The sequence below is a fragment of the Microbispora sp. NPDC046933 genome (assembly GCF_040644635.1).
Classification (GTDB): Bacteria; Actinomycetota; Actinomycetes; order Streptosporangiales; family Streptosporangiaceae; genus Microbispora.
In genome coordinates this window covers 436,516-450,692 of the sequence record NZ_JBEYWW010000001.1, presented here as the reverse complement: position 1 = coordinate 450,692, position 14,177 = coordinate 436,516, and the positions used below count along the sequence as shown (strand labels likewise).

Below are 14,177 nucleotides of genomic sequence, written 5' to 3'. Positions count from 1 at the left end.
GGGGTTTTCCTTGTACGAACGGGGCCTCGGCGGTCCGGGGCCAAGGCGCGAACGGGCGGCGGGGGCCCGGATCCGCGGCGGCGGATCCGGGCAGGGAAGCGTCGCAGGGAGACGCGTGACGGGGGACGCGGCCCGGGGAGGGTGTCAGGGGACGAGCAGCGTGCGCAGCGCCTCGCCGCTGGCCAGGGCGTCCAGGGCGTGGCCGGCCTCGTCGAGCGTCGTGCGCCTGCTGACGAGCTGGTCGAGCTGCAGGTGGCCGTCCATGTAGCGGTCGACCAGCGCCGGGATGTCGATCGCCGGGCGGACGCTTCCGTAGTTGGATCCGAGGATCCGCTGGTCGGCCTCCGCGAGGACCAGCGGGTCGAAGCGCGCGAGCGTGCCCTTGGGCGGCAGGCCCACGGCCACGGCCGCACCGCCCAGGCCGAGCATCTGGATGGCCGACTCCAGCGTGGCCTGGTGGCCGACCGCGTCGAAGGCGTAGTCGACGCCGTCCGGCAGGAGGTCGCGCAGCGCCTCGGGAGCGGTCGCGTCGGCGCCGGAGAGCTGGTCGGTGGCCCCGAGCGTCATGGCGAGCGCCGTCTTCTCGGCGCGGGTGTCGATCGCGACGATCCGTTCGGCTCCGGCCAGCTTGGCGCCCTGGACGACGGAGAGCCCGACCCCGCCGCAGCCGATGACCGCGACCGTGCTGCCGGGCAGGACGGCGGCCGTGTTGGTCACCGCGCCGACGCCGGTGGCCACCGCGCAGCCGACCAGGGCCACGGTGTCCAGCGGGGCGTCCTCGCGGATCTTGACGGCCCCGGACGCCGGGACCACGGCCTCCTCGGCGAAGGAGGAGACGCCGAGGTAGTGGTAGAGCGTCTCTCCGTTCCGGGTCAGCCTGCTGGTGCCGTCCTGGAGGACCCCTCCGGGCGCGACCACGGTCGCCGCGAGCTGGCAGCGTGCCTCGTGCCCGGACCGGCAGTACCGGCACCGCCCGCACGGGGCGACCCAGGACAGGACCACGTGGTCGCCCTCCGCGAGGCTGGTCACCCCCGGACCGAGCTCGGTCACCACGCCGGAGCCCTCGTGCCCCATCACCAGGGGGAGCGGGACGTCCCATTCGCCGCGGCGTACGTGCAGGTCCGAGCCGCAGACCCCGGCGGCGGCGATCCTCACGCGGACCTCGCCGGGGCCCGGAGGGGCGAGCTCCACCTGCTCGACCCGGACGGGCCGGTCGGCGGATTCGAATACCGCGGCGCGCATACTGCTCCCTTCCTCAGCCCGGGAACAGCCCTGCCGTCACCCGGTGTTACTGAAACAGGGTTCAGGCTAGGGACGCGGGCGTCGCCGCGGCAGCTGGCCAAATGTCCATCCACCTGCGCTCGGTGCGCCGATCCGATACTTCGCGCCCCTGGCGGGGCCGTGTCACGGTGACACTGCGTCAGTTCCGCGACGGCATGTCGCGATATCCGGAGAGGGGAGACACCGGGTGCTGGAGACGGCGGGCGACGTCGCGCAGCGGTTCCGGCTGCGCGTGCCGACCGGGACGACGGGCCTGGACCGCCCCATCCGCTGGACGCACATATCCGAGCTGGCCGATCCGACCCCCTGGCTGCGCGGCGGTGAGATGCTCCTCACCCTCGGCCTGGAGCTGGACAGGCCCGACGACCTGGCGGCGTACGCCGCGAGGCTGGCCGGGGCGGGGGTGGCCGTGCTCGGCTTCGGCATCGGGGTGCGCCACCCGTCCGTCCCGCCGGCGCTGGTCGAAGCCGCCGGGGAGCACGGCCTGGCCGTGCTGGAGATCCCCAGCGCCGTGGCGTTCCAGGACATCACCTACCACGTCAACGCCGACCTGCTGCGCACCGGAGCCGCGGAGGCGCGGCTGATCGCCGAGGGCGTGTCCAGCATGACGATGGTGGCGCGCAGCGCCGGGGCCCAGGGGGTCGTGGCGACGCTCGCCGCGCGCATCGAGAGCTGGGCCGTACTCATGGACCGGCACGGGAAGATCCACGCGGCCGTGGGCGCCGCCCGGGTGCACATCGACGACGCCCGGGCCGCGGCGCTCGGCCAGCGCTCCCGCATCCGGCATCCCGCCCTGACCGTGTACGGCGTGGGCGACCCGGTCCGGCCCCGAGCCCACCTCGTGGTCGCGCCCCGCCCGGACCGGATCACGCTGACCCGGGAGCTGGCGCAGCACGCCGCGCTCCTGCTCGACCTCGCCCTCAATCCCTTGAGCGGCGGCGACACCTGGGGCCTGGCCCGGGCCGACGCGGTGGACGCGCTGATGTCGGGCGACCCGGCGCTCGTCGCCCGGGTGTCGGCCCGGTGGAACCTGCTCGCCGGGAACGTCGCCGTCGCGCTGCTGCGCTCGCGGTCGCGTGCCGTCCCGCTGGAGGACAACGTGCTGGAGTGGTGCGCGGAGCTGGATCTGCCCCCGCTGGTCAGCTCGGAGTCGTCGCTGGTCACGGTGCTGCTGCCGGAGGACGAGCTGGGCCGGTGGACCGCGCGGGTGTCCGACGCGGTCGAGCGGGAAGGCGTTCCGGCCCGGTGCGGCATCGGCACTCCGCAGCCGCCGGTCTCCGGACTGCTCAGCCGGCGGCAGGCCGAGCAGGCGCTCGCGGTGGCCGTCGCGGACGCCCGTCCCGTGGTCGAGTTCGCCGGGCTGCCGACCCAGCGGCTGATCCTTCAGCACCTCGACCCGGCCGCGCGCGCGGCGCTCACCTCCCCGCTCCTGCCGCTGCTGGAGAACGACTCCACCCTGGTCCTGCTCCGCTCGCTGCGGGTCTTCCTGAGCGAGAACAGCAGCTGGGAGGCGGCGTCCTCGCAGCTCGGCATCCACCGGCACACGCTGCGCCAGCGGATGGCGCGGGTGGAGGAGCTGACCGGCCTGTCCGTCTCCGTCACCGAGGACCGCGTCATCGCCTGGCTCGCGCTCCAGGCGCTCCAGCTCGGCGACGCTCAGTAGGTCAGGCGGGGGCCGGGACGCCGGTGGGCCAGGCCACGCCCATCTTCCGCTCGAACGCCCGCATGAGCTGGTCGGAGCACTCCTGCTGGGCCGCCACCGTGCCCGCGCCCTTGCGGCACTCGTTGTACGCGTTGAGCTCCTGCGAGAAGTAGAGCTGGAATCCCGTGGTCACGATGCCCAGGACGAACGCGAGCGACGAGAGCACGACGGCCCCGGTCGCCATCCCGATCCCGCGCCGTTCGCGGTTGAGCAGGCGCAGGTCGCGGATCGCGATGAAGATCGCGAAAAGCGACAGCGCCAGCCCGGCCGCCGGCAGCATCAGCGTGAAGACCAGCGCCATGATGGCGAGCACGAGAGCCCTGCGCCCTCCGGTCGCAGGGGTCGGCGTCTGTAGGGGTGTTGTCACGGTCTCCTCGCTTCGCGTTCCGCATAGCCCGTCGTCAGTCGTGATGGCCGGCGCCCGATACGCTTTAGCTGCGTCGAGGGACGGCCCTCCACGCTCGACCACTCTCTAAGGAACCATCTCCCGGCAATCACCTGCAAAACGAAGGCAGCTCACGAAGGAGTTCCGCTCTGTCCTTCCGGCTCGTCGTCCTCGTCTCGGGTTCGGGGACCAACCTGCAAGCGCTGCTGGACGCGGCGGCAGACGACGCGTTCGGCGCGACGGTCGTGGCCGTCGGGGCCGACCGCACCGGCATCGAGGGCCTGGCCAGGGCCGAGCGCGCCGGCGTCCCCACGTTCGTCGAGAGGGTGGGAGACCACCCCACCCGGGAGGAGTGGGACGAGAGGCTGGCCGGGCGCATCGCCGAGCACAAGCCCGACCTGGTGGTCTCCGCCGGGTTCATGAAGATCCTCGGTCCTCGCGTGCTGGGCGCGTTCCCGGTCGTCAACACCCATCCGGCGCTGCTGCCCGCCTTCCCCGGCGCGCACGCCGTCCGCGACGCCCTCGCGTACGGCGTCCGCGTCACCGGCTGCACGGTCCACCTCGTCGACGCGGGCGTGGACACGGGCCCGGTGATCGCCCAGGAGGCGGTGCCCGTACGGGATGGGGACGACGAGGAGTCGCTGCACGAGCGCATCAAGACCGTCGAGCGGGGCCTCCTCGTCGAGACGGTGGGCCGCATGGCCCGCGAGGGCTGGACCCTGACCGGGCGGACCGTGCGCCTGGGGACGGGACGAGTCGCAGGACAGGCCGCAGAAGGCCCGACACCAGGAAGGACCACGAAGTGACCCGCATCGCCATCCGCCGTGCGCTGATCACCGTTTACGACAAGACGGGTCTCGAAGACCTGGCGCGGGGGCTCGAGGCCGCGGGCGTGGAGATCGTGTCGACCGGCGGCACCGCCGCCGCGATCGCCTCCTACGGCGTGCCGGTCACCAAGGTGGAGTCGCTCACCGGATTCCCCGAGTGCCTGGACGGACGGGTCAAGACCCTCCACCCGCGGGTCCACGCCGGGCTGCTCGCCGACGGCGCCAACCCCTCCCATGTCAAGCAGCTGGAGGAGCTGGAGATCGAGCCGTTCCAGCTCGCGGTGGTGAACCTGTATCCCTTCGCCGCCACGGTCGCCTCCGGCGCCTCCGACGCCGAGTGCGTCGAGCAGATCGACATCGGCGGCCCCGCGATGATCCGCGCCGCCGCCAAGAACCACGGCACGGTGGCCGTGGTCGTCGACCCCGCGGCGTACGGCGAGGTGCTGGCCGCGGTCGCCGAGGGCGGCTTCACGCTGACCGAGCGCAGGAGGCTGGCCGCCGCGGCGTACGCGCACACCGCCGCCTACGACGTCGCGGTCGCGTCCTGGTTCGCCGACGTGTACGCCCCCGAGGGTGACTGGCCGTCCTTCATGGGCGCGGCGTGGAAGCGCAAGGCCGCCCTGCGGTACGGCGAGAACCCCCACCAGGGAGCCGCCCTCTACACCGGTGGCAAGAACGGCCTGGCCAACGCTGAGCAGCTGCACGGCAAGGAGATGTCCTACAACAACTACGTGGACGCCGACGCCGCCTGGCGGGCCGCCTGGGACTTCGCCGAGCCGTGCGTGGCGATCATCAAGCACGCCAACCCCTGCGGCATCGCCGTGGGCGCCGACGTGGCCGAGGCGCACCGCAAGGCGCACGAGTGCGACCCGGTGTCGGCGTACGGCGGGGTGATCGCGGTCAACCGCGAGGTGACCCGCGAGCTGGCCGAGCAGATCGCCCCGATCTTCACGGAGGTGGTGGTCGCGCCGTCGTTCGCGGCGGACGCGCTGGATGTGCTCCGGGAGAAGAAGAACATCCGCCTGCTCGCCTGCCCGCAGGGGCCGTCGAACGCCGCGGAGTTCCGCCGCATCGACGGCGGCCTGCTCGTGCAGACGGTGGACCGGGTGGACGCGCCCGGCGACGACCCGTCCACCTGGGAGCTCAAGACCGGCGAGGCGGCCTCGCCCGAGGTGCTGGCCGACCTGGCCTTCGCGTGGCGGGCCTGCCGTTCGGTGAAGTCCAACGCGATCCTGCTCGCCTCCGGCGGCGCGACCGTCGCCGTCGGCATGGGCCAGGTCAACCGGGTCGACTCGGCCCGCCTGGCGGTCTCCCGGGCCGGCGAGCGCGCGGCCGGATCGGTCGGCGCCTCCGACGCGTACTTCCCGTTCCCCGACGGCCTGCAGGTGCTGGCCGAGGCGGGCGTGAAGGCGATCGTCGAGCCGGGCGGCTCGATCCGCGACGACCTGGTCATCGAGGCCGCCAAGGAGGCCGGCATCACGCTCTACTTCACCGGCACCCGGCACTTCTTCCACTGATCGAGAAGGCTGACGTACCGCCACAGAGGGGCGGCTGCTGGGATGGATGGGGTGAAAACGGCACGATCACCCTTGTGGGGCGGTTAGCCTGAAGCGCCCACCCCATCCTCCCCACGGAGTCCCTCCATGCCCCTTGATACGATCATGAGCTCCTTCGCGACGATGAACGGCGTGTGGAACAGCCCCATCGCGCTGCTGCCCATCGCCGCACTGGCCGCCTACTTCGGCTGGCGGATCGTGGAGTTCATCCCCTTCACCCGGCGGATCATCGAGCGCCGCGAGGGGGGACAGTAAAGCACCTGGAAGGACAGGGAGTGCCATGACCGCGCGGCTTCTGGACGGCAAGGCGACCGCCGCCAAGATCAAGAGTGAGCTGGCGGAGCGGGTGAAGGCCCTGGCGGCCCGGGGTGTCACTCCCGGCCTGGGGACGATCCTGGTCGGCGACGACCCGGGCAGCCAGATCTACGTCGCGGGCAAGCACCGCGACTGCGCGGAGGTCGGCATCACCTCCATCCGCAAGGACCTTCCGGAAAGCGCCACCCAGGCGGACGTGGAGGCCGCGGTCGACGAGCTGAACGCCGACCCGGCCTGCACCGGCTACATCGTCCAGTTGCCGCTGCCGCGTCACCTGGACACCCAGGCGCTCATCGAGCGCATGGACCCGGCCAAGGACGCCGACGGCCTCCACCCGGTCAACCTGGGCAGGCTCGTCCACATGGTCGACGCCCCGCTGCCGTGCACCCCGCGCGGCATCGTGGTCCTCCTCCAGGAGTACGGCGTGCCGCCCAAGGGCGCCGAGGTCGTCGTGGTCGGCCGGGGCATCACCGTGGGCCGGCCGCTGGGCCTGCTCCTCACCCGCCGCGCGGAGAACGCCACCGTCACGCTCTGCCACACCGGCACCCAGGACCTGGCGTCCCACGTGCGCCGGGCGGACATCGTGGTCGCCGCGGCCGGGGTGCCCCACCTCGTGACCGCCGAGATGGTCAAGCCCGGCGCGGCCGTGCTCGACGTGGGTGTCTCCCGCGTCGACGGGAAGCTCACCGGCGACGTGGCCCCCGACGTACGCGAGGTCGCGGGCTTCGTCGCCCCCAACCCCGGCGGAGTGGGGCCGATGACCCGGGCCATGCTGCTGGCCAACGTCGTCGAGGCCGCCGAGCGGAGCTGATCCACCGGTCTGATCGGCGGGATCGCCCCGGAGCCCCTCCGCGGCACCGGCCGTCCTCCCCGCCGGTCTACCGGGCTCTCCTCTTCGCGACCTTGTGCGTGGGGGAGTGATGGGCGGGGCGGGGCCGCCGAGCGGGGGGCAGGGGCGATTCGCGGGCGAGGTGCTTGGGACCCTGGGCGATCGCGGGCCGGGACGGCGGCTGCGCGGGCGCGTGCAGTTGCTGGGCGAGCCAGGGCAGGGCCTGGGGGGCCTCCCTGCTCCAGGTGGCGAAGTTATGGCCCCCGCTCGGCAGGATCAGCGAGGACGCCCGCATGGGCGCCTTCACCGCCGCCAGGAAGTCCATCGTCGCCCGGTAGTCGGACTCGCCCTCACGGCTGCTCGCCACCAGGACGGACACCGGCGGGGCCGGCAGGTGGGCCAGCCGCCACATCAGGTCGTTCTCGTCCCGGAGCCGCCGGTTCCCGCCGAACAGGTCGCCCGTCGTCATGTCCGTCAGGGCGTGGAAGTACCCGGACAGGGACGCCGCGGCCGAGAACGCCTCGGGGTGCCGCATCGTCAGCTTGAGCGCGCAGTAGCCCCCGGTGGATTCGCCGAGAATGCCCCAGTTGGCGGCTTCGGTGCCGACCCGGAACGCCGCGGCCATCGCCCGCGGCACGTCCGAGGTGAAGTACGTCTCGACCTGCGGCCCGCCCGGCACGTCCACACACTCGGTGTCCCGGGGCGGCGCGACCGTGGGGCGCATGAGCACCAGGACGGCCGGGCCGATCTCGTGGGTGAGGATCGAGGTCGCCGTGAGCGTGGGCAGATCGAGCCGGGTCACCAGGTTCTCCGCGTCGCCCGGATAACCGGTCAGCCCGAGGATCACGGGAAAGCGCCGGCCGGCGTACTTCTTGTCGAAATACTGCGGCGGCAGGTACACGTACGCCGGTGAGCTCAGCCCGGTCCTCGCCCCGGTGATCGTCACCTGCTCCAGGCGCCCCGCGGGCAGGCCGGCCTTCGGCCTGGTGACCTCGACCGGCCTGCTGCCGAGCACCCGGACGAGTCCCGCCCCGCCGGCCGCCGTACCCGCCGTGATCGCCGGCGCCTCGGCCGCGTTCGTGCCCAGCAGGTCGCCCCACGAGCCGAAGAACCCGAAGTAGGCGTTGAGCACGACGGCGACCGCGAGCAGCAGCAGGGTCTGGTCCGCGACCAGCACGCCTGCCCGTGCGGCGATCGAGCGCCAGGACGGCCCGCTCAGCCGGGGCCACAGCCAGACCGTCGCGACCAGTCCGCCGAGTGCGAGCGCGACGAACAGGACCTGAACTTTTGCCGCTGTGAGCTCCAACCCGGCCTCTCCTAAAAGTCCCCCATGGTGCCGGCTCTTGCAAAGGTACTCGCGAGACGTAAGGGAGCGGTTAAGGATCCGAATCCTTGCCCCCCGAGCGGATATCACCATTTAAGGTCTCGTCCCGTGAGCCGTCGGACACACATTTCCCGAAACGGGATAGCGCGTCCATGGGTGCCCGCAGCGGCGGCGTACGCCGCGCTGCTCATCGGCATCCTGGACATCGTCAAAGGCGTGTTCCCGCGTCTGCGCGGAAGCAGGATCAGCGAGATCGCGAGCGTCCTGCCGGGCAGCGTCACCACGCTGGCCGAGACGGCGTCGTTGCTGGTCGGGATCCTGCTCATCATGCTTGCCCACGCCCTCAGACGGCGTAAGGCACGGGCCTGGCGCGCGGTCGTGGTGCTGCTGCCGGTGGGCGCCGTGCTGGAGGGGCTGCGCTGGCGGCACCCCGTCGCCGCGTCCGTTTCGCTGCTCGTGTGCGTGGTGCTGCTGGTCAACAAACGGGAGTTCTACGCCCTGTCCGACCCGCGCTCGCGCTGGCGGGCGCTGTGGAACCTGCTGGTGCTCGGCGCGTTCGACGTCGTCATCGGATGGATCCTCGTCGCCGCGCACCACCGGACCGTCGCCGGCCACCCGAGCTTCGGCGACCAGATGCAGCACGTCGTGCTCGGCCTGTTCGGCCTGGAGGGGCCGATCGTGTTCACGTCCGAGCGCACCGGCGACGTGGTCTACTTCTCCCTCGCCGGGCTCGGCGCGCTCACCGCCGTCACCACGATCTACCTGGCACTCCGGCCGGAACGGCCGGTCGCCGCGCTCACCGAGGACGACGAGCGGCGCCTGCGGGCCCTGCTCGACCGGTACGGCCGGCAGGACTCGCTGGGATATTTCGCGCTCCGCCGCGACAAGAGCGTGATCTTCTCGCCCAGCGGCAAGGCCGCCGTGGCCTACCGCGTCGTCGCGGGGGTGATGCTGGCCAGCGGCGACCCGATCGGCGACCCGGAGGCGTGGCCCGGCGCGATCAGGAGATTCCTGGAGGAGGCCAGGCGGCACGCGTGGGTCCCGGCCGTCATCGGGTGCAGCGAGACCGGCGGCGAGGTGTGGACCAGAGAAGGCGACCTGGACGCGCTGGAGATCGGCGACGAGGCCGTCGTGGAGGTGGCCGGCTTCACGCTGGAGGGCCGGGCCATGCGCAACGTGCGCCAGATGGTCAAGCGGGTGGAGCGCCTCGGCTACACCTGCCAGGTGCGGCGGGCCGGCGACCTGAGCGAGGCGGAGCGCGAGCGCATCCGCAACGCGGCCGACTTCTGGCGCGGCACCGAGACCGAGCGCGGCTTCTCCATGGCGCTCGGCCGGTTCGGCGATCCCGCCGACGCCGGCTGCCTGGTGGTCACGGCCCACCGGGCGGCCGCGCCCGAGGGCGAGGAGACACCGGGCGGGGACATCCGGGCCGTCCTGCATTTCGTGCCCTGGGGGGCCGACGGCATCTCCCTCGACCTGATGCGGCGCGACCGTGAGGCCGATCCCGGGCTCAACGAACTGCTGATCGTCCGGGCCCTGCAGGCCGCGCCGGACTTCGGCGTGACCAGGGTGTCGCTGAACTTCGCGATGTTCCGCTCCGCGCTGGCGCGGGGGGAGCGGCTGGGGGCGGGACCGGTGCTGCGTGCCTGGCGCGGCATCCTCGTCTTCCTGTCCCGCTGGTTCCAGATCGAGTCGTTGTACCGCTTCAACGCCAAGTTCAGGCCGTTGTGGGAGCCGAGGTTCCTGGTCTACCCGACCGCCCGCGACCTGCCGCGCATCGGCGTCTCCGCGCTCCAGGCGGAGGCGTTCCTCACGCTGCCGAGCCTGGGCTGGGGGAGCGGCCTGCTACAGCGACGGCGCCGCCCGCAGGCCGTCCCCGACGCGGTCAGCGACGGCAGACGCCGGGGAGGTCGCAGAGCTTGGTGGCCATCGTCCGGGCGTCCTTGATCAGCGGCCGGAACTGGGAGACCGGAAGGCTCTTGGTCACCACGCCGGTCCTGACGTAGACCGCCACCGCGCTGCCCTTGCGGACGATGACGGAGCGGGAGCTGTTCTCGAAGAAGAAGCCGCCGACCCGGAGGGCCTCGTCACCGATATCGGTGCTCTTCCACTTGTACGAGTAACGGTTCGGGCCCCTGCCTCCCGTGCCGCACTTGTCCAGGTCGGCGCGTACGGACTGCATCGCCGCTCGCGCGGCCCGCTCCGACGGGTAGAGCACGACCTGCTCGCTCCGGTAGACGGTCTCCGCCACATAGGTGAACGTACGGCTCGCGCTGCGGCCGTCGCGGGCGGTCCTGCGGTCGCACGGGTTCACCTCAAGGGGCTTCTTCAGGCTGTCGGTGAGCTTCAGGTGCTCCCACGGCCTGCGCGGGCCGTTCACCTTGTCCTCCTCCAGCAGGAAACCCTTGGGCAGCGCCGCCGGACCCGCCGCCATCGCCTGACCCGTCGCCCGCGCGGCCGGAGCCGCCTGCGCCGCCACCGCCTGTCCCGTGCCGATCACGGACACCGCCGCCGTCGCCGCCAAGGACACCAGAACCCTGCGCATCACACGCTCCCTTCGCCGATCGGTTGACGTCCCGTTCGACGGGGCCTTCGCGCGTTTTGTTCGGCACGGTTGTTCGGCACGTTCGTTTCGGCAGGTCGCGCCGTCAATGTCTGTTCGCCAGGTCGCGGGCCTCGCGCTGCAGACGGTCGGCCTCATCGAGAAGATGAGCGGCCACCGTGCCGCAGCGTGTCTTCCAGGTGCCGATCTCGCCGCGTACCCGGTCGGTCAACGGGCCCGACCACTCCATGCCGGCGGCCATGCTCTGTACTCGATCGACCAGTTTTTCTACATCATTGGCTAATTCTCGGAGTTTGGCGGCCCTGTTCTCGAGTTCCTGCACCTCGGGCGGAGGTGGCACGTTTTCTCCTCTCGAAGCGCTTTATAAGAGGATAAGTTACAGGTAAGCTCCCGCCGCATGGGGGAAGGCGTCACGCGGAGCTTCAAGCCCGAAGAGCTTGAACGCTTGGCCGGCCTTATGGACGACCTGAATAGGTCGGCGGATGAGGTTTTTAAGCGTGCCTGGCCCCTTCAGGTGTCCCAAATGGTCAGTTCGCTGCGGGAAATGCCCGGCTGGGGGAGTGACACGGCCAAGGACCTGAGGCGGCGGGCGGCTATTGGACGGCTCCAGACCGGCGACCCGTTCGCCGGGCTCGTGTGGGCGGGATTTCCGCCGCTGGAAATCGTTGCGAATGGCGACAGGATCGACCCCGCCACGCTCATCTCCGTCAACTCGGTCGCGGACTGGGCGAACAAGACTGGAAATACGGATTTCCATCGCAAGCCCGGTGAGTCGCTGGACGACTACCTCACGCGGCTGAAGGCCGCCGCCGTCGCGCACGCCATCCCGGCCCTCGAACCGCACGAGGCGACGGTCGCCAACATCCTCAAGATCGTGGGTGATGTCCAGGGAGTCGCCACCACGGCCCCAATCGTCACCACCCAGGCCGTATCCCTCAGCCGCGTGCTGTTCAACAACCACGCCCTGAGGCCGGCGCTCAACGCGCTGGTCGATACCGTCGTACCGGCCAAGGAGAACGGTCTGGCGGGTGGAACTCTGTCCGCCAAGGCGAACGGACTGACGAAGAAACTGGTGCCACGCACCAGATCCGTCACCGCGCCGGGCACGGGCCTCGCTGGCATCACCCGACGGCTCTTCATGAAGAGCAAGCTTTACCGCGACTATGTGTCACTGCTTCCTCATCAGTTGGAGATGGACGGCGTTGCCAAGGCGGTGACAACGGGTAGAACACTCGCCGGGGCTCGAGTGAACAGCCTGCTCAACCTTGCTTTCGGCAACAACCAACTTGCCAAACTGCTGGGCGGCACAACTCACGCGGGTGTGAAGGTAGAAGTCTCCGGAGAGGCCAATCTGCTCAAGGTCTGGTCGGCCACCGCCGACCCGAAGAAGATGGAGGCCGCTGCCGCGATCCTGAAGGTCGAGCCCACCGCCCTCACCCGGCTGGGAACGGTGGCCCGGACCGCCGGCGCGTTCCGGGCGCTGGGCGTCGTAGGCTCGGTCGTCTCCACCGGCTACAGTGCGGCGAACGTCATCTCACAGGGCGATCCCAGAGAGGCCTTCAAGCGCAACGGCGCCGGCTATGTCGCGGATATCGCCGAGGTGGGCTTCAACGCCTCCCTCACCGCCGCGATGATCTGCCCTACTCCCGTCACCATTGGAGCTACCGTCATCACGGGCGCCGTTTACGTCGGCGCCAAAGTCGTCGAACACTGGGACGACATCGAGGCCGGTGCGAAGAAGGTGAGCAAGGCGATCGGCGACGGGGCCAAGAAGCTCCTCACGAGTCTCAATCCGTTCGGCTAGCGCAGGGAGATCGACTGTTGCCGTCCTTCGACAGCGCACGTGACCGTTTCCGGCTCGGCCCCGCCCATCTGAGGGTCCTGGGTTGTCTTCATGAGGGGAGGCCGGTCGCGGCCGACCTGATAAACGCTCGCAACGAGTTGCATGCCGTCGGTCTGATCAATCACGACGACGCCGTCATCCCCGAACTCGCCGATCTGACTGACGCCCTCGCCGAGCCGGTTGTGCTCGTCCAAATCGAGATCACCGGCGGACAGGGCATGACAAACCACGGTGCGGTCATCGGCAACGACGCCTGTTACGTGTACGAGGGGTGGCCGGGCGAACTGGAGTCCGAGTATGTCCGGACCGACCTCAGCACACTGGTGTGGTCACTCGCGCGGGCCGTGGGCCTGCGCGCCAGGGATGCCAAGCCACCGGCAGCGGCGGTCATCACCACGACGATCGGTGTCATGGACGCCGGATTCGTGGCGCTGGCCGAAGCGGACACCGACGACGTGGAGGAGGCCGCCGAACGGTTGCGTGCGGTGCTGGCCGCCGAGGGCGGGCTCGCCGATCCCGAACTGACGGTCTTCACCCACCTTCTGCTCCAGCTCAACGGCAACTGGCGGATGACCGTGGCGTGGAACAACCGTGAGGGCAGGGGCACCGATATCCGCGGCATCACCGTGCTCGATTGCGGCCCTCTCGGATACTGGCTGCGCGAGCGTCCCGTCGAGCCGATCCTGCCGGGGACGGTCACGCCCGACAGCGAGCTCCGGCTGGTGTTCACCGAGGTGCCACGCGTCTGGGAGCTGATCACTGAGCTCCTGCCCAGCGTCGATCAACTGCCTGCTCCCGTCGAACGGTGATGTGACATGTCTGGTTTCACCTTCGAGCTTGTGGCCCAAAAACCTCCTCGACCCGACCGGAAAACCACCTTTCTGCTCCTAACCGGCACAGCGGGGCCGTACGGGGAGGTGTCTTTGAGGATCACCACGTATCCCGAAGAAGCCACGCTCGTCGCCGAGGGGTTGCCGGAGGGGTCCATCTCTCATCCAGACAATCCCGCAGAAGGACTTATCGCCGTCGATGCGCAGACGCGACTGACTGTTGGCGGAGTGACGGCCACTGTCACCCAGAACCGGCGTGCCTTGCGGAAGGAAGGCCGCGGATTCGGCATCAGGCTGGGTGATCGGAAGTACACCTACCTCCGCCTGGACACCGGAGAGGAGGAACTGCGGGACAGCGAACGCGGTGCGGTCGTGCGGCAGCGTGGCCCGTACCGCGGATCGAGGATCGTCATGGTCGCACTGCCGGCAGCCGATGCCATCGACCTAGCTTTGGCTCTGCTCCTGCAGGCTGCCGACACCACCCAGTTGACTGTGCCGGGGATGATCGTTGCCGGCGTCATGTCGATCTTCAACAACGGGCAAGGCAACATGTAACGCCGCTGCGGCGCACTGGATGGTGCGGCCGCTGTCATGAGAGCCGCCGTTCAGGGGACTGCGACGCTCGCCGCACCGGGACTGCCGGAGGCGTCGATCGCCCATCCGAACGATCTGCGGCCGGGTTCGTCGTCTCCCCCGGCTGCTGCCGAGACGGGACCCGCCGT

At 70.6% G+C, this 14,177-nt stretch carries 15 protein-coding genes; 9 read left to right on the top strand and 6 right to left on the bottom strand.

Annotation, left to right across the window (positions count from 1 at the left end; all coding sequences use genetic code 11):
* Positions 1-144 precede the first annotated feature (144 nt).
* A complete protein-coding gene (locus ABZ857_RS01920) occupies positions 145-1,242 on the bottom strand; it encodes a Zn-dependent alcohol dehydrogenase (protein ID WP_357035911.1) in 1,098 nt (365 codons plus the stop codon).
* A gap of 226 nt (positions 1,243-1,468) precedes the next feature.
* Between ABZ857_RS01920 and ABZ857_RS01915 the strand changes: the two genes are divergently transcribed.
* A complete protein-coding gene (locus tag ABZ857_RS01915; protein ID WP_357035908.1) occupies positions 1,469-2,944 on the top strand; it encodes a PucR family transcriptional regulator ligand-binding domain-containing protein in 1,476 nt (491 codons plus the stop codon).
* A 1-nt stretch (position 2,945) separates the two neighbouring features.
* Here ABZ857_RS01915 and ABZ857_RS01910 read toward each other — a convergent pair whose 3' ends face one another.
* Positions 2,946-3,350, bottom strand: coding sequence for a hypothetical protein (locus ABZ857_RS01910; RefSeq protein WP_357035905.1), 405 nt, complete (start codon positions 3,348-3,350; stop codon positions 2,946-2,948).
* Between the two features lie 167 nt (positions 3,351-3,517).
* On the opposite strand from ABZ857_RS01910, the gene purN reads away from it, so the two are divergent.
* From purN to ABZ857_RS01890, 4 genes are all read left to right on the top strand, one after another.
* The gene (gene purN, locus ABZ857_RS01905) at positions 3,518-4,174 is read left to right on the top strand and encodes a phosphoribosylglycinamide formyltransferase (protein ID WP_357036223.1); all 657 of its coding nucleotides are present in this window, start codon (positions 3,518-3,520) and stop codon (positions 4,172-4,174) included.
* A complete protein-coding gene (purH, locus tag ABZ857_RS01900; protein WP_357035902.1) occupies positions 4,171-5,712 on the top strand; it encodes a bifunctional phosphoribosylaminoimidazolecarboxamide formyltransferase/IMP cyclohydrolase in 1,542 nt (513 codons plus the stop codon). The genes purN and purH overlap by 4 nt, the downstream gene beginning before the upstream one ends.
* A gap of 126 nt (positions 5,713-5,838) precedes the next feature.
* On the top strand, positions 5,839-6,006 hold the full coding sequence (locus ABZ857_RS01895) for a hypothetical protein (RefSeq protein WP_179155248.1): 168 nt from the start codon (positions 5,839-5,841) through the stop codon (positions 6,004-6,006).
* Between the two features lie 25 nt (positions 6,007-6,031).
* A complete protein-coding gene (locus tag ABZ857_RS01890; RefSeq protein ID WP_357035898.1) occupies positions 6,032-6,877 on the top strand; it encodes a bifunctional methylenetetrahydrofolate dehydrogenase/methenyltetrahydrofolate cyclohydrolase in 846 nt (281 codons plus the stop codon).
* 67 nt (positions 6,878-6,944) lie between these two features.
* Here the strand turns inward: ABZ857_RS01890 and ABZ857_RS01885 are convergent, their stop codons facing one another.
* Positions 6,945-8,201 (bottom strand): alpha/beta hydrolase-fold protein, encoded by a 1,257-nt coding sequence (locus ABZ857_RS01885; RefSeq protein WP_357035895.1) that lies wholly within the window; start codon positions 8,199-8,201, stop codon positions 6,945-6,947.
* 174 nt (positions 8,202-8,375) lie between these two features.
* Here ABZ857_RS01885 and ABZ857_RS01880 point away from each other — a divergent pair, with 174 nt between their 5' ends.
* Entirely contained in the window at positions 8,376-10,166 is a 1,791-nt protein-coding gene (locus tag ABZ857_RS01880; RefSeq protein WP_357035892.1) for a phosphatidylglycerol lysyltransferase domain-containing protein, read from the top strand.
* Here the strand turns inward: ABZ857_RS01880 and ABZ857_RS01875 are convergent.
* Positions 10,105-10,764 carry a hypothetical protein gene (locus ABZ857_RS01875; RefSeq protein WP_357035889.1) on the bottom strand — a complete coding sequence of 220 codons (660 nt, stop codon included), beginning with the start codon at positions 10,762-10,764 and terminating at the stop codon, positions 10,105-10,107. The two genes, ABZ857_RS01880 and ABZ857_RS01875, sit on opposite strands and share 62 nt — an antisense overlap.
* A gap of 103 nt (positions 10,765-10,867) precedes the next feature.
* Complete coding sequence (locus ABZ857_RS01870; RefSeq protein ID WP_357035886.1) at positions 10,868-11,122, bottom strand: hypothetical protein; 255 nt, start codon at positions 11,120-11,122, stop codon at positions 10,868-10,870.
* A 57-nt stretch (positions 11,123-11,179) separates the two neighbouring features.
* Here ABZ857_RS01870 and ABZ857_RS01865 point away from each other — a divergent pair, with 57 nt between their 5' ends.
* On the top strand, positions 11,180-12,586 hold the full coding sequence (locus tag ABZ857_RS01865; RefSeq protein WP_357035883.1) for a hypothetical protein: 1,407 nt from the start codon (positions 11,180-11,182) through the stop codon (positions 12,584-12,586).
* Here the strand turns inward: ABZ857_RS01865 and ABZ857_RS01860 are convergent.
* A complete protein-coding gene (locus ABZ857_RS01860; RefSeq protein WP_357035880.1) occupies positions 12,583-12,819 on the bottom strand; it encodes a hypothetical protein in 237 nt (78 codons plus the stop codon). The genes ABZ857_RS01865 and ABZ857_RS01860 overlap by 4 nt on opposite strands.
* A 24-nt stretch (positions 12,820-12,843) precedes the next feature.
* Here ABZ857_RS01860 and ABZ857_RS01855 point away from each other — a divergent pair, with 24 nt between their 5' ends.
* Positions 12,844-13,434: a hypothetical protein gene (locus ABZ857_RS01855; RefSeq protein ID WP_357035877.1), complete on the top strand. Its 591-nt coding sequence runs from the start codon at positions 12,844-12,846 to the stop codon at positions 13,432-13,434.
* A 6-nt stretch (positions 13,435-13,440) separates the two neighbouring features.
* On the top strand, positions 13,441-14,010 hold the full coding sequence (locus tag ABZ857_RS01850) for a hypothetical protein (RefSeq protein WP_357035874.1): 570 nt from the start codon (positions 13,441-13,443) through the stop codon (positions 14,008-14,010).
* The last annotated feature ends 167 nt before the right edge of the window (positions 14,011-14,177 follow it).